Annotated in this window: 13 protein-coding genes; 4 read left to right on the forward strand and 9 right to left on the reverse strand. The window is 54.9% G+C overall.

Annotated elements, in window-relative coordinates:
• The first annotated feature begins 121 nt into the window (after nucleotides 1-121).
• Nucleotides 122-2,356, forward strand: a complete 2,235-nt coding sequence (locus tag M5G11_RS13165) for an nSTAND3 domain-containing NTPase (protein WP_273913311.1) — start codon at nucleotides 122-124, stop codon at nucleotides 2,354-2,356.
• 925 nt (nucleotides 2,357-3,281) lie between these two features.
• Here M5G11_RS13165 and M5G11_RS13170 read toward each other — a convergent pair.
• The 9 genes from M5G11_RS13170 to M5G11_RS13210 form a co-directional block, all read right to left on the reverse strand.
• Entirely contained in the window at nucleotides 3,282-3,470 is a 189-nt protein-coding gene (locus M5G11_RS13170; RefSeq protein WP_273913310.1) for a transcription elongation factor GreAB, read from the reverse strand.
• A gap of 83 nt (nucleotides 3,471-3,553) precedes the next feature.
• Entirely contained in the window at nucleotides 3,554-5,200 is a 1,647-nt protein-coding gene (locus M5G11_RS13175; protein WP_337994923.1) for a fibronectin type III domain-containing protein, read from the reverse strand.
• Between the two features lie 132 nt (nucleotides 5,201-5,332).
• Nucleotides 5,333-10,153 carry an RHS repeat domain-containing protein gene (locus M5G11_RS13180; RefSeq protein WP_273913308.1) on the reverse strand — a complete coding sequence of 1,607 codons (4,821 nt, stop codon included), beginning with the start codon at nucleotides 10,151-10,153 and terminating at the stop codon, nucleotides 5,333-5,335.
• A 45-nt stretch (nucleotides 10,154-10,198) separates the two neighbouring features.
• A complete protein-coding gene (locus M5G11_RS13185; RefSeq protein WP_273925290.1) occupies nucleotides 10,199-13,522 on the reverse strand; it encodes a hypothetical protein in 3,324 nt (1,107 codons plus the stop codon).
• A 119-nt stretch (nucleotides 13,523-13,641) separates the two neighbouring features.
• Nucleotides 13,642-17,040: a hypothetical protein gene (locus M5G11_RS13190; protein WP_273910718.1), complete on the reverse strand. Its 3,399-nt coding sequence runs from the start codon at nucleotides 17,038-17,040 to the stop codon at nucleotides 13,642-13,644.
• 48 nt (nucleotides 17,041-17,088) lie between these two features.
• Nucleotides 17,089-18,591: a hypothetical protein gene (locus M5G11_RS13195; RefSeq protein WP_273910719.1), complete on the reverse strand. Its 1,503-nt coding sequence runs from the start codon at nucleotides 18,589-18,591 to the stop codon at nucleotides 17,089-17,091.
• The gene (locus M5G11_RS13200; RefSeq protein ID WP_273910720.1) at nucleotides 18,548-19,117 is read right to left on the reverse strand and encodes a hypothetical protein; all 570 of its coding nucleotides are present in this window, start codon (nucleotides 19,115-19,117) and stop codon (nucleotides 18,548-18,550) included. The genes M5G11_RS13195 and M5G11_RS13200 overlap by 44 nt, the downstream gene beginning before the upstream one ends.
• 19 nt (nucleotides 19,118-19,136) lie before the next feature.
• On the reverse strand, nucleotides 19,137-19,517 hold the full coding sequence (locus M5G11_RS13205) for a hypothetical protein (RefSeq protein WP_273910721.1): 381 nt from the start codon (nucleotides 19,515-19,517) through the stop codon (nucleotides 19,137-19,139).
• Between the two features lie 31 nt (nucleotides 19,518-19,548).
• Nucleotides 19,549-21,339: a hypothetical protein gene (locus tag M5G11_RS13210; RefSeq protein ID WP_273910722.1), complete on the reverse strand. Its 1,791-nt coding sequence runs from the start codon at nucleotides 21,337-21,339 to the stop codon at nucleotides 19,549-19,551.
• Between the two features lie 209 nt (nucleotides 21,340-21,548).
• Between M5G11_RS13210 and M5G11_RS13215 the strand changes: the two genes are divergently transcribed.
• The 3 genes from M5G11_RS13215 to M5G11_RS13225 form a co-directional block, all read left to right on the forward strand.
• The gene (locus M5G11_RS13215) at nucleotides 21,549-22,076 is read left to right on the forward strand and encodes a hypothetical protein (protein ID WP_273910723.1); all 528 of its coding nucleotides are present in this window, start codon (nucleotides 21,549-21,551) and stop codon (nucleotides 22,074-22,076) included.
• 49 nt (nucleotides 22,077-22,125) lie between these two features.
• Entirely contained in the window at nucleotides 22,126-22,509 is a 384-nt protein-coding gene (locus tag M5G11_RS13220) for a hypothetical protein (RefSeq protein WP_273910724.1), read from the forward strand.
• A 47-nt stretch (nucleotides 22,510-22,556) separates the two neighbouring features.
• Nucleotides 22,557-26,702, forward strand: a 4,146-nt coding sequence (locus M5G11_RS13225) for an RHS repeat-associated core domain-containing protein (protein ID WP_273910725.1), incomplete at its 3' end; no start/stop codon positions are given.

A 26,702-nucleotide genomic window follows, 5' to 3' on the forward strand; every position in this document is an offset into this window, starting at 1 on the left:
ATTTGTACTCTTTGGCTTTGAGCGAACTACGCAACTGCTATCCAGCAGCTTGCTTGGGCTAAAGCCTCATCCAACGTAGCTAAATGCTATCGTATCCCTCTGTCATGGAGTGGATGCCTGAGTGAACGACTACGATTTTTCGCGCCTCAACGACAAAGAATTCGAGGTGCTTTGCACCGACCTCATCGGTGCCTCTGAGGGTGTTCGATTTGAGCGCTTTAAGCCTGGTCGTGACCAAGGCGTGGATGGGCGCTACTTCAGCCCGGATGGTGGTGAGTGGATCCTGCAGGCCAAACACTGGGCTGCTACGCCTTTTTCGAAACTGGTCGCCCATTTGCGCACATCGGAAGCGCCCAAGATCGCTGCGCTTAAGCCTGAGCGCTACATCCTGGTCGTCTCACATCCGCTTTCGAGATTGAACAAGGAGGAGCTGGTAACAGCTCTTGGCGCATGCTGCCCCGTGAGCGTTTACGGCAGAGAGGATCTGAACGATCTGCTCCCTAAGCATTCGGTGATCGAACGCCGACACTTCAAGCTCTGGATTAGCAGTGCTACGGTGCTTCTGGGATTGCTCAACAACGCCATCAATGGTCGCAGCGACGCGATGATGAAGCAGATCATCGAGAAGTCGAAGATCTACGTCCAGACCTCTAATTTTCAGTTGGGAGTGAACAAGCTGAATGACCTTGGGTCGGTCATAATCACAGGTCAGCCAGGAATCGGTAAGACCACCCTCGCCGAGCAACTTATCCTATTCTATGCCGCATCCGGATACGAACTCGTTTGCATCAGCGAACATATTCAAGAGGCTGAGCAAGCCTGGGAGCCCGAGAGGCCCCAGCTATTCTATTTCGATGACTTTCTGGGACGTAACTACCTCGAAGCACTATCCGGGTATAAAGGCAGTCAAATCGTCCACTTCATCAGACGAGTCGCTCATGACCGTGCTCATAAGAAATTTGTCCTGACATCACGATCTACGATCTTGAATCAGGGGCGCGCGCTTGATGACGTGTTTGATCACCACAAAATCGACAAAAATGAAATGGAGGTCAGGGTCGAGTCACTTTCGCTACTTGATAAAGCTCGCATCCTGTACAACCACATATGGCACTCTGGATTGGATCACGAGTACACTGAATCTTTTTATGTTAAAAAACGCTACCACGAGATCATTCGCCACACCAATTTCAACCCGCGAATCATACAGTTCATCACTGATCCTCAGCGCTTAGTGGATGTTCCCTCAGAGGCATACTGGGGGCACATCAAGGATCTACTGGACAATCCTGCCAAGATTTGGGAACACCCTTTCGACGCTCAGCTTGATGACTTCGGTCGCTTCTTGGTTCTACTGGTAGCGTTTAATGGCAACAGGGTCGAGGAGAAAAGATTGAAGGCTGCTTACGCCTCAGGACTTCGGATGCCTGAACATTCAAATTTTGACGGTAAGCGTGAGTTTTCTGTTGCCATAAAATTCCTATCAAATTCGCTACTGACTCGATCAGTGCAAGGCACCAGAAGTTTCTACAAGCTATTCAACCCGTCACTGGCAGACTTTCTAATCCATCGATACGCAGGCAACTTCGAAGCCCTTGAATTCGTTTTCAAGTGCCTGCGGAGCCGTACCTCGGCGTCCATGATTCTTGACCTCACCAAAAATAAGCTAATTGAACGCACAGCTGCGCGCGACATGTTCTTCAAGCTATTTGAGCATGAAGCAGAGCTTAATTTCAAAGAGAGTGATTCTGAGTATCTGGCGACCCTGCACATGCACATAGGAACCAACCCTTCAAACGCAGCCAACGCGAAACGACTTCAAGCTGTTTGTGATGTAGCACTTAGCGAGCCTGCACCCAGGGCGAGTTTAAATGGCTGGAAATTCCTAGTTACCGCCATTAATAATGAAATCGTTTCCGCTGAGTCCGTAGTAGAGCACGTACTGCAAGCTATCGAGTATGGTGTTAATGAAAACGAGCTTCCGGGGTTAGGTGACCTTGTGGGTACGCTTGAGATACATAGCATCAACGAAGCCACTGAACCCTTCACGAAGCTCGCCCATGAGTTCATCAGTAATTCCCTCGACGACATGTTTGATGAGGGCGACATTTTCACCAACGGCGAAGACTTATCCGCTGCTAATAGAAGGCTGAGGGATAAGATCTGCGACAAGTTTACGAGCTGGCAGGTCGATCCCACCGAGGCAATGGTTGATGAGCTGGTCGACGCCTATGACGTGCCCTTCCGAATGAAGGGATACTTTGCTGCCGAGGACTTCAATTTCGTGTCACCTCGTGCGGAGCAAAATAGGCTTGAGGCGATGGATATCGATGACCTGTTTGCCAGGGAGCAGTAGCCTGGCTCGACGGGGATGGGTGGCTTGTTGCACGTTTCTTGATGGGGCTGCTGGGCTGAGGTCGGTACTCAGGATGTTGCTACAGTGGTCAGGACATGTGACGGGTTGGCGTCTGAATTGAGATCGTGGCACCCACTGGGGGTGGGATCTTGAGGGGGCGAAAGTAAGAATTTTTGACGGGTTTGGCAGGCTGACTCTCTGAATGGACTGCACGAAAGAGCCGCACGCTTCTCACAGCAATGGCTGTACGCGAGCAGAGGTAGGTGTGGATACGTTGTCAAGAAATGTGAGGTTTTGGTGCATTTCACAAAATCGCACGGAAAGCGTCCTGACTTTTTCCAGCTTGATCAAGGCAGCACACTCTAAATCATCCTGGTGATATGAGCTCGCTATAGCTTCTTCATTGAGACCTGAGGCTGGGTCGTCAGCTTGGCCCCGAAATGGGCTACAGCTTAGAAACAGGCGCAAGCGAAGCCGGCAATATGCCGGCATGATTATGCGTCAGGAAGCGTTTTTTTCAGGAGGACGGAACCGGTTGAGAAGTCATTTTCAAGGGCGCGATGGGTGAAACGGCAAACGTGAGCCGTAAGTAGAGATCAGGCTATCGCGCTGCTTGACGGTTTCTTGACGCCGCAGCGCTTTATCAGTTGTAGAAATATTTGTGGGCTAATGGTTTAGATGCCAATGCTAGCGAGTCACTGCGCATGCCTCTCGGACGCGAGTGTGTGAGGAGCTTTCGGTTGGTTCACATACAAAGATGCGAGGCATTCTTGGAAGGTTTGAAGCTGCGCGGAGTTGAAATCTAAGCAAATTTGCGTTGCACATCGGCTGTCAAAGCTTGGACAGGCCCTTGAAGCAGCTGCACTTCCTACTCGAAAGAGTAGTCCTGAAATAGTAGGCCTACTATTTCTGCAGGCCTACTCGGTCAAGGGGTACGCTGGAAATAGTAGCTCCGTTGGGGTGCCTGCGCGTAGTCGGCGTTTTCACTGCGATCACCCAGCGATGCGGCCCAGGTAACCTTGCGCGTGACATCCGGGCGCTGCTCGCGCCAAAGGTAGTCGAGTTCCTGCTTCAGCGCTTCGTGCCCTTGCCGGGTGATGATGTTGGTTGCCACTGCTGCCTCCTGCCTACTCTTATGTGCCCGAGGAGTAGACAGGAGCGCCCCGGCGCTTGTCTAGCGCCGGGGCGAAAACACCATTAGCCCGCGTGAGTACTCAGACGACCCGCCAGCGAAAGATTCCCGCCACCGTTACGCGCGCGGACCTCGAAGGTATCAATCGCGCCCGCCTGCAGGCCAGCGAAGCTGTGCTGGGTGGGTATCACCAGCACGGGCGCCCCACCATTGCGCCGTACCTCATAACCGGTCACGCCAATGCTGTCTTCGGCAGCCTGCCAGGACAATGTGGCACTCCCGGCCGAGACTGTGGACAGCTCCAAGTGATGTGGCCGGGTAGGCGGCTCCTGATCGACGGTGCGCACGGTGATGCTTTGCGCAAGCGCCGGATTGGCGCCGGCACTACGCCGCGGCTGGACCTTGAAGTGATAGTCCACCTGTGGCCGCAAGCCGGTTACCGTGCACTCACGCGTGGTCACCTGAAGCGGCAGCAAGCCAAGGCAGATCACCTCGTAGCCGGTCAGGTAGGAAGTGTCGAGCGGCGCCTCCCACACCAGTTGAACGCCAAAACAGGTTTGCCCCGGCACCCGCAGGTTGCGCGGTTGCGTCTGATCCGGGCCAATGGTTTTCTGCACCTCGGCCGGTGGCGACTGGCCGCTTTCATTGAACGCGCGCACTTCAAAAAAGTAGCGGGTAGCAAAGGCCAGGTGGCGAAGGGTCATGCCCAAGCCGGTAGTCTGCTGACGGCCGATGACTGCTCCAACATCATCGTCGACCCCCCAGGCGACTTCATAGTTGGCCCGGGCACCAGACGTCGTCCAGGCCAAGGTCAGCGTATCGAACGTGACAATGGCGGCAGCAATCCGCGGCGTACTCGGAATCGCAGGGCCCTCCAAAGTCTTGCAGGTCACCCGTGCAGACGGTGACTCACCATTGCTGCTTCGCGCACTCACCTCGACAAAATAGAGTGTGTTGCGATTTAACGCGCTCAGCGTGCAACCGCCTGCCGGCGCGATAACGGTACTCACCGCCCCTTTGGGTTCAATACCGTAACGGACCACATAATCCGTTGCCCCCACAACACTGGCCCAGGTGACCTGCAACGTACTGGCAGTGGCGCTGGCCTTGAGCTGGGTAGGTGCAGGCGGCACCAACAGGGTCTTGGCCGTGATGCGTACGGGTGCAGAATCCCCCACGCTGTTGCTGGCCCGCACGTCAAAGTAGTACTCGGTATTCGAGTTCAACCCGGTCACGTTGCAAGTAACAGATGTAGTGGTAGAACTCTTGAGTACCGGGCCATTGGGCAGCACACCGTAACTGACCTTGTACCCGGTGTCCTGGCTCGAGCCGCGCCAGCTTAGCTGTACTGCGTCCTTGGCTGGTTTGGCGACAAATTGTGTAGGCACTGGAGGCAGAATTTTGCCTGCCAACGTCGTGCTCCACGACTCCGTACCGGGAGAGCGACCTGATGCATTGCAGGCATACAGCTGGATCAGGTACCTGGTCTCAGGCCGCAGCCCGGGAATAGTGCACCCCAGGGCGGTGGTCTTGAGCGTGCCAATAACCACTTCGTCCGAGGCCAGGCTATAGTCGACTTCGTAACTTATGCCTTGCCCACTTGTCCGCCAAATAAGTTGCAACTTGTCGGCCCATGGTTGTATGACCGGAGGGGACGGACTGGGTGGTGCGCCCTGCACCTCACCTGTAAATAAGTGACTCATAGTCAGCATCCTTAGCAAAAAACGTACTAATCAAAAAACTGCTTGGCGATAAGCGACCACACCGTGTGCAACTCGCCTCGCCAAGCATCGCGTCAGAGTAGACACTCCCGCGTCTATTCAGCGCTGGAGCAAAGTCAGCAACTACGAACGCACCAACGCCTGACGCCTCATAAGTTCGTCTTGCTGCAAGCGAAGTGCCTGCAGAGCGTCCGACTCCTTACCAAACAGCTCACGCTTCTTCTCGATACGCTCCAAGCTCCGGATCTTTTTATTAACATGCGCTAACTCACTACCCCGAGGAGCAGCCGGCGCCGCACCCTCCACATATCTAAACGGGTAGTTTTTATTCGGACTAGCTTCAATCGCCCCTGCTTCGTAAGTCTTCGCTTTAGCATATGCAGGCCGATATGGTAAATCCACAGGCTGCTGTGCTCTAAGCTGCGCAGCGCGCGTTTGCCAATTGACGTCATTCTTGTGAGCACGCGGTCCGATTTTATTGTTCACACTCGACTTCACAAGAGGGCGGCTCGGCGCAGCACTAATCCCCGGCGAAGCACTGACGACCGTATTCTTAGCCTGCTTACCAGCCTTCGTGGAAGAGCGGCCAAAAAGTTTGCCAAGCCACTTGAAAGAAAAGTGCCCCGTCGGGTCACTAAACCCGATCGGATCGCCCTGGCAATAGGCATAGGCGTTCACCCCACCCTCAGCAAACGGGCTCAGATTGTCCGGGCTATGAAACCGCATCAACGCCGGGCTGTACGCACGATAACCATTGCCCAGCAGGTACCAGCCGGTTTGCGCCTCGCGTCGCTCACCGTTGTATCCCAGGTCGCTGCCTGCCTCGCCAGCTCCCGGCTGATGCCCATAGGGGGTATAGGCCACTTGCGCGACGCGCTCCTGGCTGACAGTCGACAGCACACTGTGCTTGTTGTCAGCGGCCAGGAGCAGGGACTTTGGGTCGGCACCGTCCTTATGTTCGGCAACCACCGAACCATTGGCGCGTACAAAAGTACGCTGGCTGTCACCCTGAACCTGGCTAACCAGTGCACCCTCCTGGTAAAACCGCTGCTCCTCGCCCGCGTCGCCACGCTGATGGCTCAACGTGTCCAGCGGGTCATAGCCATAGCGGCTGCCGCCCCCGTCCGGGCCGGCACTGACACTGCTCAAGCGACCCAGGCTGTCATAGCTCAATTGCCGCCCGGCTTCGTCTTGCAGCAGGTTGCCGTTGGCGTCGTAGATGAACTCCAGCAAAGGTGGATAGTCGCCATGATCATTAGTGACCCTTGTCAATTGGCAAGGGTCGTCATTCGCATACTCGTAGACGCTGACATTTTCCTCGGCCTGAGAGGTGTAAGTACCCGCGCGAAGTTCACTGCTGAGCGCTGCCATAAACACGTTGATTTCTTTTGTCTTGCGCGCTTCATGCAAGTGGCCATGAACGCCCCCCGCAAAACCTGTCAATACAAACTCTATATTATCGATGCCATCAAACACGAACATCTGACTGCCAATGGGTTTGCCGTACGGATCAACTGGAGGTTGCGAACCGGTGCAGCCATAAATCACCAATCGCCCGCGATTGTCATATTCATAGGTTTCGTCGCGCAGTACGTTTCCACCTTCTTTCAACGTCCGCCGCGTCAGCCGATCAACCTCATCATAGAACTGCTCCAGGGTCTGTTTGTTACCCTTCTCTACATCGAAAGTGCGCAGCACTTCACGCCCATAATCGTCATACTCAAGATCAATCTTCAGACACTGCGCTCCGTCGATTGTCTTAATGCCTCTGGTTTGCCCCAACGAGTCGTAGGTGAACGCGGAACGCGTCGTCCCCAACTCAGTGGACGTCAGCCGAGCATAGGTGTCGTACGCGTACGTTTGGACGTTCCCCAGCACATCGGTGTAGCGCATCAAGCGTGCCTGACGGCTGTAGACATAATGCATGACGAAGGTATCTTCATCCGCAGCCACGCCGGTGGCCTGGTCAATCTTCCTGCGCTGTTCGCTCTTGAGCTCACCTGTGCTGAAATACTCACGGGTCAATTGGTGTGTGTAGCCTTGGTCATCGTCCTCCTGCGTACCCAACAGGCGAGCACTCTGCGGGTCGTAAACATACTGGGCCTCAGTGCCTGTTGCACTTCGCAGCTCGGGGTCCTCACCCAGCGCGGGCTGGTACTGATAGGTCGTCACTTCGTCGCTGGGGCGCGTCACACTGCTTGGCTGGCGCAGCCCTGGTTTGAAGTCATAGCGGCTGATCCGCCCACCCGTGTTTGATTGCGTCATACGATCCAGACCATCAAACACCTGCTCACCCAGCAGCTTGCCAGCAGCCGTAATCTTCACCGGCAAATCTTCACTGCTATGGCCGGCATACTCACGAACGACTTCGTTGGAATCAGGCAAGATCGTCTTGATCATTCGGTCGAACATGTCGTACTCGTAGCGTGTCCAATCACCAATGGCATTGATCTCTTCAGCGGTACGCCCCAAGCCGTCGTAGTGGTATGCATGCTCACTGTATTTGGTATAGGCCAAGTCAAAGCGCAGGACTTTGTCGGGTTTGTCGAACACATTGTTGTAGACGACAGTTTTGCCTGTCGCCGCCAGCTTGCCTTGCAGCCATTGAGTGGTCGTTCGGGCAATCGGGTCGGTAACTTCATACGCCTCGATACCGTCCGGCTGGGTAACGCTGCTTTGCTGGCCCCAATGGTCGTAGTGATAAGTGCTGCTCAGGGGCACATCCTTGCTCCCCTCCCAATCAATCACGACTTCTGTCGCCAACTGCTCGAAGATGTCGTAGCTGGCGCTGTAGACCTTGCGCTGTTTTTTGTCGTCACCGCCCAAACCATCCGCATCGCGGCGGGTCTCTTCAATGACCCGGTTGTGCCCGTCCAGCAGGGAAATGGTCTCGACACCTTTTACGTCGATTGCCTGCTGGCTGGCCTGCTGGTTTGCAGCGTTGGTCAGCGTGTAGGAATAACTACGACTGGCCGCATACCGTGTGCCCGGCGCAACCGTCTCCTTGATCACACGGCCCAGCAGATCATACTCATAGGCAATTTCGACATCATTGTCATCACGGTTGAGCAGCGGCTCACCGTTGAGCAGGGAGTGCTGCAAAGTAATGACCTTGCGAATGGGTGCTGCTTCGCGGTCATCAAAACCAATCAAGGTACTGACGGTATTCAGCACCGTATCCCCTGCGTAGAGATGCGCGGTATCTACCGTCGACGTGCCGGGATCAGCGGGGTCAAATTGGCGTGCCAGGTACTCCGTGGTGCTGTACGCGTACTCGGTACGGGTAACCTGGCCATTGACGCTTAGTTGCTCGTCGCGCTTGCGGCCGTGAAGCAGGCTGTTGTCGTTTGGCGCGACGAAGTAGCTGAAGGTGCTCTTCTGTACGTCTCGTGTCGCTTCAGCCAGCGTCTCGCTTACCACGGCCAACCAAGCCGGATCTGTCGTATTCAGGCCGCGAAAACTACCGTAGTCATAGCGGGTAGTCAACGCTGCGGCTTTGCCATACCTTGCACTCGCCGGTGTCACGGTCTTACTTTTCAGCTGGCGTACAAAACCTTGAGGGTCGGCGGGGCAACCAATTTCACCTTCAGCGCGATACCATTCATTGGTTTCCTTGATGCCATTGGCAGCGACCTCAGTGAGCACATTGCCGAAATCGTCGTAAGTGGTAGTGACCCGCTCCTCATGCTTGAGCGTGACGGCCTGACTGAAATACCAGCGTTGAATGACCGTGCCGGGCAATTGGCAGTAATTCTTCTGGTCCTTGAAACTGGCCCCTGCTACCAGGGGGTACAGGGTCTCAGTTACCTGCAGCGCATCGCCTTTGGCGGTGTCCGAAGCTGGCTGGGCCACCTCTTCGAGTGTCAACAGATGGAACCTGTTGAATAGTCGACGTGTTGTTCGAGCTGCTTTATTGGCAACCGCGTCCCAGCGTTTCTCCGTGGTTTCGTAGGTGTAGTCGCTGGTCACTTTGTACAGGTTGTCCAACCCGTCATCCCCCCACCTCAAGCCACTGCCATTGCCCAGAAAGTTGTTGCCCTTGGCGTCATACTCGAAGCGGGTCTCGATAATCGCCTGGCCAAAACCAGGGTTACGCTTGTGCACAGCCACCCTGGGGAGCTTGCGCTGGTCCAGACCGGGAAAAGCATGGGGCACATCCGCATACGTAACCGTTTCCTGGCCACCCGCAGGCGTCGCAACGCTCTCCAGGCAACTAAGGCCTTCCAGCGTCCGGTAGCTAAAACGCCAGGATGCCTTGTCCGCAGTGGGCAGTACGATGCTCTCCGTCAATTCACTGCGAATATTCAATGTAAACACCGCGGCAAACCTGCTGTCCGGGTGAAGCACAAGTTTCAAGACGCCCCCCGTGCGGGTGAGGTGCAACAGCAATGTGCCATCGGCGTTGGCAATGTGACTCAACAACGGGAACGTGACATTGAAGGACTCGTAGTGAAGCGTAACGCTATGCCCCTGTGGGGAGCGCATTTCTACCGGCAATGCCAAGCCGCCCTGAACCACCTTGAGTATTTCCACAAGGCCAGACTTGTGATCGATTTGGTAAGTGTTTGTATCGAGCTTGTGCGCATGAAAAGAATCTATTTTCTTTTCAGGTACAACGCCCTCGCCGGTGCTTGGAAAATTGACCTGAAAGGTTTCACCAGTATAGAGAGACAGTATTCTGCTGGCAGGATCAAACTGTGAAAGCTGCAAATTCCAGCCTTTACCAAAGCCACTGTCAACATTGTTCAGCGGACTGAATCCCAATTGCAGCGGCACCACCGGGCCTGCGAGATTGTTGGCGTTGAGCTCAGGCAATGCAATAGAACAGGTGTACTGCCCTGTTCGCGGATCGACCTGATTCTGCAAGAAGCTCATGAAGTTGAACGCATTGGAATGCAACGCTGTTGAATTGGCCATGCGATTAATCCCTGACTGAATATTCAATAAACCGCGCGAGCATCAACGCCCACGCGGTGCAAAGCGCATGTGCTATACGATTATTCGCAGTGCATCGCGCGTATCAAACGCGACAGACAGTTCATGTTTATTACCAAACCGATCAACCACCACAAGCTGCAACGCCTGATCAAATTCACGTCGAAGGTAAGTATCGTAAAGCAAGTATTCCCGTCGCTGCAGGCTCAGCAACAGGCTGCCGTCCGGCGCATAGCCAGGTTTGATTGTCGCGCTGGGCAAGGGTGAATCATCATTCAGATTGCGCAGTAGCGCTCGGGTCACGTGGTGTACCGACTCGCCAGGCAACGCGTAACCAACAATGCTGTGAACATCTTCGTTTTTCGTATTGCTTTCCCACATGACCATGGCCGCGTTTTTCTTGAACAGCACATCGCGTATGGCCGTTTGCACGCCATTGATCAACAGCTTTAAATAATAGTAATCCAGTGTATTCAAATCATTGTCGTTATTGGCACCACCGACGACGCGCTCATAGGGCGGGTAGTTATCACCGAAGGTGAACTGGTTGCCACCGGACGCACCACCGACCGGTGGCCTGACCGCTATAAGCTCAATGACTTTAGGTGAACCCGACTGCGCGCTGTTGGTAAAAATCCAACCTGCGCTGTCACTGTACAATGCGGCAGCAATTTTCAAGTTTGCAACGTTGTGACATTGCACCAAAAATGCCAAGGGCTGTACTTCTCGCGGGCTGTTCTCAGCCTCAGTTGCACGGCCTTGTGGGAATCGGTCATAACCGTTCGGGGCAATGCTGTAATGCCAGTCGCCGCCTACTGGAACGCCGCTCATGCCAGCTCTATGTAACGGCACATGTTGATCCGCCGAGACCAGGTGAACACGGTCGAGTTCCTCCGGCGACAGCGAGACCTCTTCTCCGTCCAGGTCAATGGCCTTGATTCGCACAACAACCTCAGCCTGCTGCAGACCATTGGCGTACACCATCGGGGACTGCGAAGGAAGCACCTCAAAATCAAAGACTTCCAGGGCGACCCACTTGGAAACCCTGGCATGCTCTGCAAGGCGAATCACGCTGTAACCCGCCACGGCTCGCCCCTCCTTGGCCATGACCACACTGAAAGGTGCATCAATCTTCGCCGGCGCAGTAAACACCCCTGACGCGCTGACACTGCCCGGCCCTGCAACGACGCTCCAGTCGTAGTATTCCGGTGCCTCTACCCTGTTTTGCCCCACGCCGGCCTTCAACAGCACACGCCCGGTAGGCCCTATACCCGGGTGCACAGCAGGTTCGATATTCAAATTGAAGTTGCCGTTGCGCACCAATACGGTAGCGACGGTTTTTTCACCTGCCCCATCAATCACCTCAATCAGCACCGTCCTCACTTCGCCGGCCGGAATCATTTCAGGTGGCGTATAAATGGCCTGATCACCATTGACCTGCAATGTGCCGTTGCCTTGCCCCAGCAACGTCCAGCGATAAGCCCCCCCTTTGAGTGAGTGCGCCTTGAGTGGGATCGGCCCAGGTTTGGCGATGTTGGCGAGTGAGAGTGAAGGGGTCACCTCCACACCCTGAAGCAAAACCGTGACCATTGCCGATGCGCTCACTGCCTTGCCGGTCTGCTCATCGGTATAGCTGGCGGTAACAACTTCACGCAGCGCCTCACCGTCGAGGAAGGCAATGTTTGGCGCGGCGTACTCGCCATTCTGGCTGATGCTGCCCAGGGCGGGCTTGCCGTCAATGCCACGAACCTGCCAGGTGACCGCCGCTGCATTGAGGCCCAACTGGCGAAGGGTGAAGGTTTGTTGATCACCGGACCTCACCAACGGGAGCAGTGGCTCGAGGGTGAATGTGGTCTCGCGCGGGTCGATCTGCCCGACCAGCAACAGATCACCCGGGAAGCGGGCTTCGCTCAACTGCAATACGTGTTGGCCCGGGAACAGGATGTCGCTGATGCTGAGAACGTTGATGCTGGGTAGCACAATCCCTGTGAACCGATCAAAGCCCCCAACCATCTGTGACGTGTACTTTTCCCTTATCAGCTCTCCACAATTCTTCAACGGGTTTTTGGGAAGGTCGGCCAGCGCCAGCTGTATGTCAGTTTTGTCACCTGTACCAACCACGAATGTGACTGAGTTATCAGCCCCCACCTGAGGACGCATGACTCGCCGCATAGAATACTCAACACCGACATTATGATAACTTTCTTTTTTCTGTATAATGTAATCCCGAACATACCTGAATTTATTATCTCTCGCCCCGGCCCACTCCACCCTAAGTTCTCCCTCTTTGGAAAAGACGCCCAAAGACGGATCACCACTGGTAAATCGGAGCTCAAGCGGCTCCTGATTATTCAGCGTGTAATAGACAGGCTTGACGTCCACATTCGCCCATGCTTTAAATATATCCTCAATTCTCAAGTACCCATTATCAGCCTTCAGCTCTCGGGCGAGATAATTTGACTCATCCTTTATTGCAAACTTCAAACCGCTCCCAACTTTATTTTCAACAGCGAACTTTATGTACCAGTCAAACATCACCCTACTCGCCACCACCAACGCGCCCGAGTAAATGGCCCGGCCTGCGTCGTCCCGATCATTCGGAATCAGGTAGTCCAGTGAGCCCTCTATTGGATCATCACCGCCCGGCTGCGAATTGCCCTTGCAGTTGACGAACAGCACCACCGCACCTTCGCCGTAATCATCTGACAGTACTTGGGCCCCGGGTACCGTGGCCATGGTGCGGATCATGAAGGTGTTCGGCGCCAGGTCGTAGGCATCCTGCAGGTCTAGCATGCCCAGTACATAGACACGCTCTTCCGCTGGCTGCGCCATGAACAAGTCCTTGAAGAACGCACCCAACGCCTCCTGGCCATAGACATCCTCTACCAGGTCGCAACGCCCGTTGAAACCGTCGGCAATATCGACAATGACCTTGCCTTCATCAGACACAGCCCCCTGGCTCTTGGCCAGGTCGACGTCCATCGTCACGTACTTTCTTTCCCCCCCGCCGATCCGATAACTGGAGAGCACCGTGGCCGGCGCCTGGTGATCGCCGAGACGCAGATAGCTGACCGTACCCGCGACGATTTCCATCGTTGCGGTTACCCGCGAATTGCGCAATGACGCCTTCTCGAAACTCAAACGTGGTTGGCTGAGCATCAGGCCGCTCAACTCAACGACATTCAGGCCGTCCCGTGAAACCTTGACCGTGGCGGAAACGGGGGGGGAGAACCCCTCGCTGCTGAAACGTTCAACATACTGCTGCTCCAAAAGCGTGTTGACCTTGGTCCGGTTCATGAAAACCAGCGCATCCCAGCCAAGGGTGACTGACTTGCCCTGCAAGTGTTGAGTGAGCTGATCGAGTGAATAATTGGCCATGACAAACACCTTTAAAATAAGTAAAAGACTCACCAAGGGACCGCCGCCAAACAATGTCACAGGCATGCAGAGGCCGCGACCAGCACCTGCCAAACATCATCAAGCGGGGTAAGTTAACGCTAAGAACCAATAACCCTTAGTTGGTTACGCCCATCAGTAAAACCAATACTGAGCGCATGCCGGTTGCCGAAGCGATCAAGTACAATCAGGCTGAGCGCGCGATCAAACTCACGTTTTATATAAAAATCATGAAGCAAATATTCCCGGCGCTGCAGGCTGAGCAATAGCATGCCCTTGGGCACATAAGCGGGCTCAATAGTTTGCGTAGGCAACGGAGAGTCATCATTCAGGTTACGCAGCAGCGCCCGGGTAATATGGTGCACCGACGAGCCGGGAAGTGCATAACCAACAATACTGTGAACGTCTTCATTTTTCGTATCACTCTCCCACTTCACCATGTTGCCATTGGCCATGAATACAACATCCTTGATGTCGTACCTCACGCCTTCAACCATCAGCTCCAGATAGTAGTAATCCAATGTATTCAGATCATTATCATTTTCGCGGTCAATGCCATTGACATAGTCAGACCTGCCGACCACACGTTTGTAGGGTGATGTCCTGCCCTGCTCGCCAGAGAATCTAAACACATTGCCGCCAATGGACCCTGCGCGCGGAGGTGCCACAGCAATCAACTCAATCACATTAGGTGAAACAGGATCAACGTCTGAAGAGTTCGAGTAAAAGCGCTCAAGATTGTCACCTATCAACTCGGCTGCCACTTTCAAATTCTTCACATCATGGCACTGCACAAAAAATGACAACGTGAACACTTCCTGCGGCCTGTGTTCCTGAAGTGCGTGACGGTATGGGAACGTGTCATACCCGTTCGGGGCAATACTGTAGTACCAGGCGCCACCTGCCGGAACACCGTCCTTGCCAGCCTTGGGAAGTGGAACATGTTGGTCTGCCGTGACCAGGCGAACACTGGCAACCTCCTCCGGCGACAGCGAGACCTCGTCTCCGTCCAGATCAATGGCCATGATTCGCACGACGACCATTGCCTGCTGCAGTCCGTTGGCGTAAACCCTTGGCGACTGTTCAAGCACCTCAAAATCAAAGATTTCCAAGGCGTTCCATTTCGAAGCCCTGGCATGCTCTGCAAGGCGAATCACGCTGTAACCCGCCACGGCTCGCCCCTCCTTGGCCATGACCACACTGAAAGGTGCATCAATCTTCGCCGGCGCAGTAAACACCCCTGACGCGCTGACACTGCCCGGCCCTGCAACGACGCTCCAGTCGTAGTATTCCGGTGCCTCTACCCTGTTTTGCCCCACGCCGGCCTTCAACAGCACACGCCCGGTAGGCCCTATACCCGGGTGCACTGCAGGTTCGATATTCAAATTGAAGTTGCCGTTGCGCACCAATACGGTAGCGACGGTTTTTTCACCTGCCCCATCAATCACCTCAATCAGCACCGTCCTCACTTCGCCGGCCGGAATCATTTCAGGTGGCGTATAAATGGCCTGATCACCATTGACCTGCAATGTGCCGTTGCCTTGCCCCAGCAACGTCCAGCGATAAGGCCCCCCGTTGAGTGAGTGCGCCTTGAGTGGGGTCGGCCCAGGTTTGGCGATGTTGGCGAGTGAAAGTGAAGGGGTCACCTCCACACCCTGAAGCAAAACCGTGACCATTGCCGATGCGCTCACTGCCTTGCCGGTCTGCTCATCGGTATAGCTGGCGGTGACAACTTCACGCAGCGCCTCACCGTCGAGGAAGGCAATGTTTGGCGCGGTGTACTCGCCATTCTGGCTGATGCTGCCCAGGGCGGGCTTGCCGTCAATGCCACGAACCTGCCAGGTGACTGCCGCTGCATTGAGGCCCAACTGGCGAAGGGTGAAGGTTTGTTGATCACCGGACCTCACCAACGGGAGCAGTGGCTCGAGGGTGAATGTGGTCTCGCGCGGGTCGATCTGCCCGACCAGCAACAGATCACCCGGGAAGCGGGCTTCGCTCAACTGCAATACGTGTTGGCCCGGGAACAGGATGTCGCTGATGCTGAGAACGTTGATGCTGGGTAGGCGAACATTACCAAGGACGCTGAACGCATTGGACACACTGGTTTTGTAGTTTTTTGTCAAATCACCTCTGAAGTGATCGGGTGCCCTGACTGGCAGTGCCTCGAACTCGTCGTAATCAAACTCGCAATCAGAACGTGAGTCGGGAGACGATATAAACTCGAATTCATTTTCCCCACTGGTTTTGCGCAGTACGTACTCCACATTCACCTTGGGTAACGCATACACATCAAATTTTGTATGCTCTCGTTTGGTGACAATCCCCAACGTTGTCACGACGTCTTCGAAATCATAGCGGTGTGCCACCCTGCCCTGCCAGTCCACGACACAGCAACCGTCTCGCGACAGTACGCGTAGTGCAGGTGAAGCCCCTTGTGCGGCAAAATCGATGACGCGAGCATCTACGTTTTTTATGAAATGCTGGAATACCGTAGTGCCTGCCAAGCTTTCCCATTTCAGGTCAGCATCAGGAAATCTGAACCCACCATGATCGCCCAGCAACTCACGAGCCAGATCACTCGACTCTTGCTTGAGCTTGAACTTCAAGCCGTTCCTGACCTGGTTTTCAACAGCGAACTTGATATACCAGTCAAACATCACCCTACTTGCCACCACCAACGCGCCCGAGTAAATGGCTCGACCTGCGTCGTCCCGATCATTCGGAATCAGGTAATCCAGTGCCCCTTCATTCGGCTCATCACCACCCGGTTGCGAATTACCCTTGCAGTTGACGAACAGCACCACCGCACCTTCGCCGTAATCATCTGACAGTACTTGGGCCCCGGGCACCGTGGCCATGGTGCGGATCATGAAGGTGTTCGGCGCCAGGTCGTAGGCATCCTGCAGGTCTAGCATGCCCAGTACATAGACTCGCTCTTCCGCTGGCTGCGCCATGAACAAGCCCTTGAAGAACGCACCCAACGCCTCCTGGCCATAGACATCCTCTACCAGGTCGCAACGCCCGTTGAAACCATCGGCAATATCGACAATGACCTTGCCTTCATCAGACACAGCGCCCTGGCTCTTGGCCAGGTCGACGTCCATCGTCACGTACTTTCTTTCCCCCCCGCCGATCCGATAACTGGAGAGCACCGTGGCCGGCGCCTGGTGATCGCCGCGACGCAGATAGCTGACCGTACCCGCGACGATTTCCATCGTTGCGGTTACCCGCGAATTGCGCAATGACGCCTTCTCGAAACTCAAACGTGGCTGGCTGAGCATCAGGCCGCTCAACTCAACGACATTCAGGCCGTCCCGTGAAACCTCGACCGTGGCGGAAACGGGGGGGGAGAACCCCTCGCTGCTGAAACGCTCAACATACTGCTGCTCCAGAAGCGTGTTGACCTTGGCCCGGTTCATGAAAACCAGCGCATCCCAGCCAAGGGTGACTGACTTGCCCTGCAAGTGCTGAGTGAGTTGAGACAGTGAATAAGTAGACATGGCAGTTACACTCAAATATTCAAATTAAGGCCCGAAGGCCTTCCAGCGTTAAACATCAACACCCAGCAGCGTGTCATTGATACGGCGACCACACAGGGTATTGTCGACGCCTTTAATTAATTCAGCGTAATGGGCAAGGGGTAATGGCATGGCGACAAAACAACTAAAATAGTTGCGACCATCTTTAAGCGAGGCAGCAATAACAGCCAAACCATTGACGGGTGTTACCGCAGGCGCTGTATACATACCGGTTTTCGAATCCAGTGCGCCATGCCCGCCGAACAACGTCCAGGTAATATCGTAATCTGCAGGGTCATAAATCAAATCACTCGCATCATACAGTTCAAACCTGACCCGCCCGGCTTTCAGGTCACTGTCAGCTGTCATCTTGGGTGTCAACATGTTCCCTTTGACAACCACCACATTGAGCGTGGCCACTTCCCCTGTCGCAGGGTTTGCCACTTCGACAACGTCGCACACAATGGGCACCGCATTGTCAAAATTGCCGGTTGCACCTGCAATTAAAATGTATTCGTTCGGTTTCCCTTCTACAGCTTTTAACGTAGAGCCGATGCTCGATACGACGCTCCACTTCAACGCTGCGCCATCCATCGAAACAGCACTCAGCTCAACCGATTTCCCAGCGCCACAACTGCTGAAGATCGGATTCACTGCAATCATGCTTTCCACCACCGTCACCAACGACGAACTGCGCACATCTTTTTTGCCATTCAACTCAGCCGTCGCCGTCACCAGCACGGTGAGCATGCCATCTGACAGTTTGTCGCGGGCAGGTGCGGTGAACAGACCTTGGGGGGTAATAACATCGCCCAGTACAACACCACCGTCCACATCCTTGGCACTCCAAGTGACTGCTTGTGGTTGCGGATCAAGAGAGAATTGAATCTTGCTGTTCGCCCCCACGATTCTTCTGGAAGGTGACAGTACGGTCGCCGTACGCAGCGGGTCAATTTCCCCATAAACGGCCAAGTCTCCCGGCACGAATGCCTGGCTCAGTTGCAGGGCGTTCTCACCGGGGAACAGCAAATTGCGCAAGACGAACGTGTCAATGGACTTGGGCGCTTCCAAGTGCCGGAGCACCTCTTTGAACTTCGGCTCGTAGAAGCCCAGGATTCTTCCCTTGATTTCATGTTCAAAGCCACCCAAATCAGGCAGCCAGCCCTGATCGGACGTCAGGTCCAGCGCAAACTTGCTGGCCGATTGATCACGCTCAAAGTGAACCACACCGTGGTCATCCAACACGATATTGAAAACGACGCGGTAGTCCAGCGTAAAGGTGACTGTACCGGTCGCTTTATCTTCCGGCGTAGGCCAGTCATACTTAATAACCCGAACAAAGTTTCTATTGTATTTTTTCTGCCAGGTAAACTCAATCCTGCGCCCGACAGTTTCCATGGTCAGTGCTCGACTGTCTTCATCCGGCCCAAACTTACAACTTAAATCCGTTGTAAATTTAGCATCGAAATCGCCTGCACGAACCTTGTAATCAAATACGAATGGATAATCCAGCCCGCCTGCATTGGCTTCCAACTTGAACGCGACATCCTGCCCCCCCCGCGTAGGGTTTAAATTTGATACCGTTGCCGATATTACTGACGACCTGATCCCGCAGCAACTTTTCAACCAACACCCGGCTGGACAGGTACAGGGCACCGGTATACGTCTCGCCGCCACCGTCCTGCGGAAGCAAGTACATAGACTCATTACTGGGGAAGGAATTTCCGTCCACCCCACCTTTCAGTGTAATGAACAGCATCACCGCGCCGTCACCGTAGGCCAGATCACCCAACACGGCCTGCGCCTCGGCCTTACGGGTTTTTATTTCAAAATGACTAGGGGTCAACACGCCATTGTCAAAGCCATGCAATTGGCCTAGTGAAAACACCTTTTGTTCCGGCTTGATCTCCGTTTCAAAATACGTTTGAAAATGCCGACCCACCGTTTCCTTCTCCAAGTCGGAGATCTTGTGCGTCGCGATAAAACTGTCGGCATTGGAAATATCAATTAATACGTGACCCAGCCCTTTCACCGAGGCTTTGGTCACCGGCTGCGACATGATCAGTTGCGGCCCACCCTCAGGCAAAAGTTTCCTCACCGCGCTGACATAGGGGGGGGCCTGACATATCCTCGCGGGTACTCACGATCACGCCACCAATCATGTTCAGCGTGAGCGTGGTCTTCGGCGCAGGCGTGGTAGGGTCTGACTGCTCGAACGACAGGTACGGCGAGCTGAACTTCAAATTGTACATATGATCATTCGAGCCCCCGCCTACCGCTGCAACAAACGAGGCAGGGGAGATATAGCCATTCTCCGTAGTAAAGCGCTCGACATACAACTGATAGAGCAATTCGTTAGCCTTGCGCTGATCATATAAAGTCAGCGCATCCCAGCCATACGTCATGGACTTGCCCTGCGACGCAGCAACCAATTCGGCGAGTGCCTTTTTATTGCTCATGATAAGCCCTCATTATTAGGTAGGTATAACTTCACTGCACCAGCTTCAAGCTCAGTGGCGCTTTGAACTCATAAAACTCATCCACCCCGTTAAAACTGACGCTGGCCGTCAAAGTAAAGGGTGAGTTGTCTTTAATACCCAGCAAATCCGACAGGCTCAGCGCGCCCTTTACCCCGGTGGTTAGTTCACCCGGCTGTACACTACGAGACGCAATGATGTCCCGCTCAACGCCCACGGCTCTGAGTGTCAAACGAACGTTCTGTGTGGTTGCCATGAACAACCATTTGCCAATCGTCAGCATCACCCCGCCCGCGGCAACATCAGCGCGTTTCAAGTACGCCGGCGAGCCCGTCCCGGCTTTATTGCACTCGATACGTGGATGATTGGCCGTCGCCAATGGCCGAACGAACAAAGCCAGCGATTCATCTGCCGCCTGGCCATTCACGCTATACGTCACCGCAACGGTCTTGCCAAAGTTTGCAGGCAGCACACTCCCGGGCACTTTGAACTTCATCGGTTCGGGCTGGCTTGGTACATCGACCTGGTACGATCCGCCCTGCCCATTGCCATGCCAGTAGGCAATCACTTTTGCCCCCGCCGGAATGGTTGCGCCGTCTGGCATCCGAATGAACGCACCGTCAATCGCTCTCACCGGGTCCAACTCGGTGCGTTGGTTGGCCAGAACCGTGGCATCCACTGTAGGCGGCGGCAGCACAAGGGGCTCGACGATAGATAACGCCAACGCTGCGCTGGCGCGGCTGGTATTGGCACGTGCGTATTGATAACGCACCGCGACACGGCCACCTTGATTGTCCTTGAGCCACGAATAGGCAACAGGCAGTTCAATTTTCTTGCTACTGATATGGGTGAGATCAAGGCGCAGATGTTCAACCACATTTTTACCAATTGCATTGCCAGGGGCGAGCCGAGTGCCATACACATCCACCTCATCATCCACTTGCATATCGTCATCAAACGGCACTTGTACGCGCAGGCCGTCAGGAAACTGAGCCGGGTTTATTTCTGTGCCCACCAGCCCCTTGACACTCGGTTCGATGAGCGTTGGCTCGGTCGGCGCCTTGATCAGGAAGGTCCGTTGTGCTGACAACGTTGGTGCCTGTCGTGAGTCGGCGTAGGTGATTTCATATTGAAGTGTGAGCAGCCCTTGTCTGATTGGGAGCAGGCTATTTTTTGACACCGCCCACCTCAACACGTGTCCCGGATTATTAGTAGGGTCGGTGTCACTGTCATCCAATGTTTTGGGGGGTAAGCTGGGCCCTGAGACAGAACCTCCTTTTTCATTCAGCCCCTTCCAGATGAGTTTGACGACATCCCCTCGTGACATCACCCCATAGGGAACAACTGCAATAGTCAGGTCGTTACCTACATCAATTGGCGGGGTATGTGAAAGCTGCTGGCCATGCGCCTCCTTTATCAAGGGTGCGAGTATTCTGCCAACCGGCCCAATACCAAAATAAATACGTTTTGACTCCTCTTTCGACGACCCTGCGTTACGCAGCAAAAAGTAGGAATAGAACACACGACCATTGATTTGCTGTTTTACAAAATCACTAGCGACCGGCATCGGATAGCCTTGCGGCTGCACCAGCGCTGGATTGACATCAATAGGGTTGTTGCCCGGAATATCTTTTGGCGTGCCGTCTTCGGTCAAGCCCCACCAACTTTGATACAGCACATCGCCGAACGCCATGCCGGCGTAATTTGCATACGTCATCAGTGGCGCATCCGGCCCCATGTCTTCGGGGTCCAAGGTATCCCTGCGCAACAATGGTATATAGGGCGCCTGGGGCAGTTCTGACATTTCCGTACACCTCTCAACACACATTAATAGCGTCAGTGACACTGCACTGAGGCCACACACTGAGAGATGTTTTACACCCGATCGCCACCATCGAATACTGGTAGAAATGCTAGGTTCCGACGCAAAAAATCGGTGGTAGATTCCATCCAACATCACCACTGGAACCTGGCCTGTTCAGGTTGGGCACAACAGCCAAGAGAGGCAAACTCATGAATATATTGAAGAAAACCCTGCACACTGCCTGCGCCAGCGCCTTGGCACTTTCAGCCCTTCATGCCGGTGCCGTACGAGCGGACGGAACCATCGTACTTACCGACGGCGAAGGCGCTGTTGTCTGTTCGATTCCTGCCGGCTTGCCTGCGGGCCAAGTACGCCACATGTATAACCTCAAGGAGACAAGCGGTTGTAAACAAAACAAGGCCAAAGGATTTGCACTCAGCAGCGTCCCCTCTGCGACATTGATTACCTTTATTAGTTATGACGGCTGTGTACGCGCCAAAAACAAGGGCGAGTATTATTTCACCATCAAAACCACCAAGCAGCCTACCCACTGGGGCGAAAAAATATTCATGCGCTTCGCCGACCTGGCAGCAATCCAAAAAGGAAAATCCATCGGTGACGGTAAAACCGCACGACTTGAGGATGAATTTGTAGGCGCGGACCTGAAAGGCAAAGAGTGGGGGGAGTTGCTCAGTTGCGTGGAAGTAGAACCTTCACCACCGGCCAATAAACCCTGAAGGCATTAATTACTGCAGATGAACGCAGCTCTCCTACCTGGAACACACCATGACCACTTCATCCCCTGTCAGCTCCAACGCCCTCAACTTCATGAACCCGATAAGTGGTGCGGTCGACCCGCGCACCGGGCAATACACTTGCTCACTGTCCCTGCCTGAAGTCAAGGCCAACAACCTGGCAGGCCCGGTCGTTTCGCTGCAACTGATTTTCAACCCTTTGAATAGTCTTGATAGTGGCTTTGGCAAAGGCTGGAATCTACAACTCTCACAATTTGATCCGACAAAAAGAGTACTTTCACTGCATACCGGAGAAACTTTTCGGGTTAACTTCCCAGTACTCGGCGAGGGGGTCGTGCCGGAAAAAAACTCGACTCGTTCCGGATCTACAGAGACAACCCCAACGTCTATCGCGTCGTCCATAAGTCCGGCCTGATTGAAATACTCAAGGTCGGTTTGGGCGGCCTCGCATTGCCAGTAGAAATGCGCTCCCCCCAAGGTCACTCGGTCACCCTCCACTATGAGCCGTTCAATGTCACCTCGCCGCTGCTCAGCCAAATTCTGGCTGCCGATGGTTTCACTCAACTGTTGAGCGTTAAACGCAACAATGGGGTACTCAAGCTGACCTTGCTACCGGACAGCCCTGCCCAAGCGTCGTTTACCCTGAGCATTCTGAACGGCGTTACCAGCAGTATTGTTTTACCCACTGACGACCAGGCGTCCTGGCGCTTTGAGTACCTCACCAAAGAAGGGATGACGTGCCTGAGTACGGTAAGGTCGCCCACCGGCAGTCGTGAAGTCATTACCTATGACACCTCGCACAGGTTCCCTTCCTCGCGCCCTGGCGCACAAGGGCTACCTCGGGTGGCTTCGCATACTCTCCACCCGGGCTTTGACCAGCCGCCGCTACAAACGCGTTACAAATATGACAATACGGAGCGTAACTTCCTCGGCCATGGCAGTGGCTTGGTGTGGAGTGATGATGGCCTGGACAATCTTTACCAGATCACCAATGACTACACCTATGAAACCACTGAAATGCTCTGGGACCCGCTGTTCGAGCAAGCCAAGCGCACCACCAGGCGGGTATACAACCGTTTCCACCTGATGGTGCTGGAGGAGTTGTCACAACGCGACCCTGACCCCGAGAAAGGCTACGCAAGGTTGGAAACCTGCACCACCTATCACCTGGAGAAAGGGCTCACCTTCAAAGACCAGCCACCCTATTGCCAACTCCCGGCGACCATCACCCAAACCTGGTACTACAGCGAGGTCGTTGCCCCCCAGCATCAGCAAACGACCACCATACTGTATGACGTGTTTGGCAACCTGGTGAAAAAGGTCAACGCCAATGGTGTTGTGGAAACCCAGGAGTGGTACTCCGCTGCCGGCGAAGGCGGCGCCTGCCCGGCAGACCCGGAAGGTTTCGTACGCAGCCTGAAGCGCAAGACAGTATTCCCCGCTGCGGCGACTATCGGCGAACAGGCGCCCGTATTGCAGTCCGACTATCGCTATGCTGCCCAACAAGGCCTTGGAGGCGTCGGTACGTGGTTGGCGTTACAGGATGAAACCCTGAACCAACTGCTTGAGAACGGCACTCGCATGGAGCTGAGCCGCGAGACCCATCAGTACTTCGATACACCGCAAGACCCTCTGTGTCATGGCATGTTGCACAGGATCGAAAAGTCGTTCCACGGTGATGCCTCGACCCGCAACAGCACCGAACTCAGTTACCAGATCAAGACAAATGACCGTGTTCACCTCAACACCAAGGTTCTGCAAACGCTCAGCACCCTGACTGGCAACGACGGCTCATGCAAGACGACTATCCAGGAGAACGAACTGCTGACCGGCCGAAGCGTGTTCAACGATGATGGCGACGGCAATGTCATGCTCATCACCTATGACCGAATGGGTCGTGTCACTCGAGAAACCGTAGCGCCGGATACACCTTACGAAGCCAGAAAAACCTATGAATACTGGTTGACCAATGGCCTTCAGGGTCAGCAGGCCATGCAACAGATCACTGATGTAAATGGCGTGCAGACCCGCACCTGGATGGACGGGCTCAACCGCATCATCAGCGTGGAGCGTCAGGACGCCGATGCACTGGGCGGATCCGTCAATGCGTTTCGCAAAACATCGTTGGCCACCTACAACAGCTTTGGACAGTTGGCAGCACACACTGACATCGACTGGGACGGCGGCCAGGACATACCGCTGACCAGCACTTTTGCCTACGACACCTGGGGGGAGCAGTGCAAAACCATCGGCCCGGATGGCGTTGCGCAACTCAGTGTGAAAGACCCTACCCGGCTCACCGAATGTTCATGGACCGAAAGCGCCGACACACCCGCACGTGTCGTCGGCATGAGCCGTACCACCTTCAACCTGTTCGACAAGGAGGACAAGATCGAGCAGTTGGATGCCCAAGGCAAGACCGTGGCGACTCGCGTGTTGCGTTACGACGGCCTGGGCAACTGTGTTGAGCAAATGGACGAGCAAGGCAATGTCACCCGGTTCAAGTTCGACCCGTTCAGCCGCTTGCACCGCAGCACACTGCCCAACGGTGAGGTGGTCAGCCTGACGTATGCCACACATAGCAGTGATGCGCTGCCCATTGCCGTGTCGGCTGGGCTCAGCGAGCAGGATCAGCACGAAATCGGTACCCAGGCCTTTGATGGCCTTTGGCGCCGGACCCAGGTAACCAGTGGCAAGCGGCTCCAGCAATTCGAGTACCACGGTGGTCAGCCCCACGTACGCAAGTTGACCACTGCCAGCGGCAAGGAAATTACCTATGAGTACACACTCGGACTGGTCGACACTCCCGTGGGCAGCCAGGCTCCAGACGAGCAGTCGAGTTTCAACTATGACGCAGCCAACGCCCTGCTGAAGGTGTCGAACAACACCCAGGGACATCACGCGTTCGAGTACAACAAAAGTGGCCAATTGGTCAGTGAACGTTGGCAGGATGCCGCCGTTGCAACCCACTGGCAAACCACCTACACCCAGACCCTTGCCGGGCGCCCGCTGACTCGGCTCGACAGCAATGGCCTGCTGATCACCTACCGTTACGACGAATTGGCACGGGTCAAAAGCATGACCCAAGGCCTGCTGGTGGCAGCGTTCGAATACGACAGCTTCGGCCGCACCAATGTCATGACTACCTGCAACCAGCACACCAACATATCGCTGCGCACGGCCTTGGAGTTCGATGACCATGGCCGGGAAATCCAGCGTACCCAGACATTGCTGCGCACGGCCTTGGGGTTCGATGACCATGGCCGGGAAATCCAGCGTACCCAGGCATTGAGTGGGCAGCCAGAGCACAGCATCAGCCAAACCTGGCGTGAGGACGGCAAACTGGCCAGCCGGCACCTGCAGGTGGCCGGCTCGACAGCGTTGCTGGAGTGCTTTGTCTATGATGCGCGAGGCCGGCTCGAAGCGTATACCTGCGAAGGCTCTGAGCGGCCAAAAGACCGCTATGGCAATGCAATTGCCCAACAAATGTTCACCTTTGATGTGCTGGACAATATCACCTACATGTACACCGAGTTTGCCGACAACAGTACGGACGATGCCTTCTTTAGCTACGCCGTATACGATCCCTGCCAGTTGGTGAACGTGACGCACAACCACCCCACTTACCCGGCGCAGGTTGAGCTTGAATACGACTCAGACGGCAACTTGCGCAAGGATGAACATGGCCAGCGTCTTCATTACGACAGCCAGAGCCGTCTACTGAAGGTGACTGATGCTGCCGGCAAGATTGTCAGCAGTTACCGCTACGACGCCCATAACCACCTGCTGGGTGTCAAACATGGCCAGGACAAGGAAGCGTTGCGTTTCTATCAGGGGGACCGCCTGAGCCGGATCGAACAGGGTAACGACAAGACCCATTTTCTGTATCACGGTAGTCAGCCTCTGGGCCAACAAACTCAGGGCGATGCGGACAAGACGTTGTTGCTGATCACCGACAGCAAGAACAGCGTGCTGGCCGAAAGCAGCGAAAACACCCTGCGCAGGGCGGTTCATGGCGCCTACGGTGAGCAAGCCCTGGGTGAGGCACTCAGTTGCCCGTTGGGCTTCAATGGCGAAGTCCGCGATGAACTGAGCGGTTGGTACCTGTTGGGACGAGGTTATCGGGCTTACAACCCTTCACTGATGCGCTTCCACAGCCCCGACTCGCTGAGCCCGTTTGGTGCGGGTGGCCTCAACCCCTACATGTATTGCCTGGGAGACCCGATCAACTTCGTCGACCCCACGGGGCACCGCGCAGAGTCTGCCATGTATGGACGCAAGGAGCCCAACAGGGTGTGGTCGATTATTGCGCTGACTATCGCTGCCGTACTGACTGCGGCAGCGGCAATTGCATTCCCACCCACAGGGTTTGCTAGCGGTGCGTTGTTCGTAGGCTTCGGTGCCTTTGACGTAGTGGGTATCGCCAGGACCTCCATGGACATTCATCGGGCCAAGCATGCCGATACGATGGCCGAACGGCTGGAAGCGGGACGCCGTTCCAGCACGGACAGTTACATGACACTGGGGTTCAGCTTGCTGCCGTTTGTGCCGAGTGTGTTTAGAGCGGCGAAGGGGGCCGTGGGTAATTTTGGGGGTGTCAGAAATTTT

The organism is Pseudomonas fontis (assembly GCF_028656955.1).
Taxonomy (GTDB): Bacteria; Pseudomonadota; Gammaproteobacteria; order Pseudomonadales; family Pseudomonadaceae; genus Aquipseudomonas; species Aquipseudomonas fontis.

Coding starts and splice junctions, on each gene's coding strand:
- M5G11_RS13175 (WP_337994923.1), bottom strand. CDS start 5,200: ATGCTGACTATGAGTCACTTATTTACAGGTGAGGTGCAGGGCGCACCA.
- M5G11_RS13185 (WP_273925290.1), bottom strand. CDS start 13,522: ATGGCCAATTATTCACTCGATCAGCTCACTCAACACTTGCAGGGCAAG.
- M5G11_RS13190 (WP_273910718.1), bottom strand. CDS start 17,040: ATGTCTACTTATTCACTGTCTCAACTCACTCAGCACTTGCAGGGCAAG.
- M5G11_RS13200 (WP_273910720.1), bottom strand. CDS start 19,117: ATGTCGCAGCCGGTGACCAAAGCCTCGGTGAAAGGGCTGGGTCACGTA.
- M5G11_RS13205 (WP_273910721.1), bottom strand. CDS start 19,517: ATGAGCAATAAAAAGGCACTCGCCGAATTGGTTGCTGCGTCGCAGGGC.
- M5G11_RS13210 (WP_273910722.1), bottom strand. CDS start 21,339: ATGTCAGAACTGCCCCAGGCGCCCTATATACCATTGTTGCGCAGGGAT.
- M5G11_RS13215 (WP_273910723.1), top strand. CDS start 21,549: ATGAATATATTGAAGAAAACCCTGCACACTGCCTGCGCCAGCGCCTTG.
- M5G11_RS13220 (WP_273910724.1), top strand. CDS start 22,126: ATGACCACTTCATCCCCTGTCAGCTCCAACGCCCTCAACTTCATGAAC.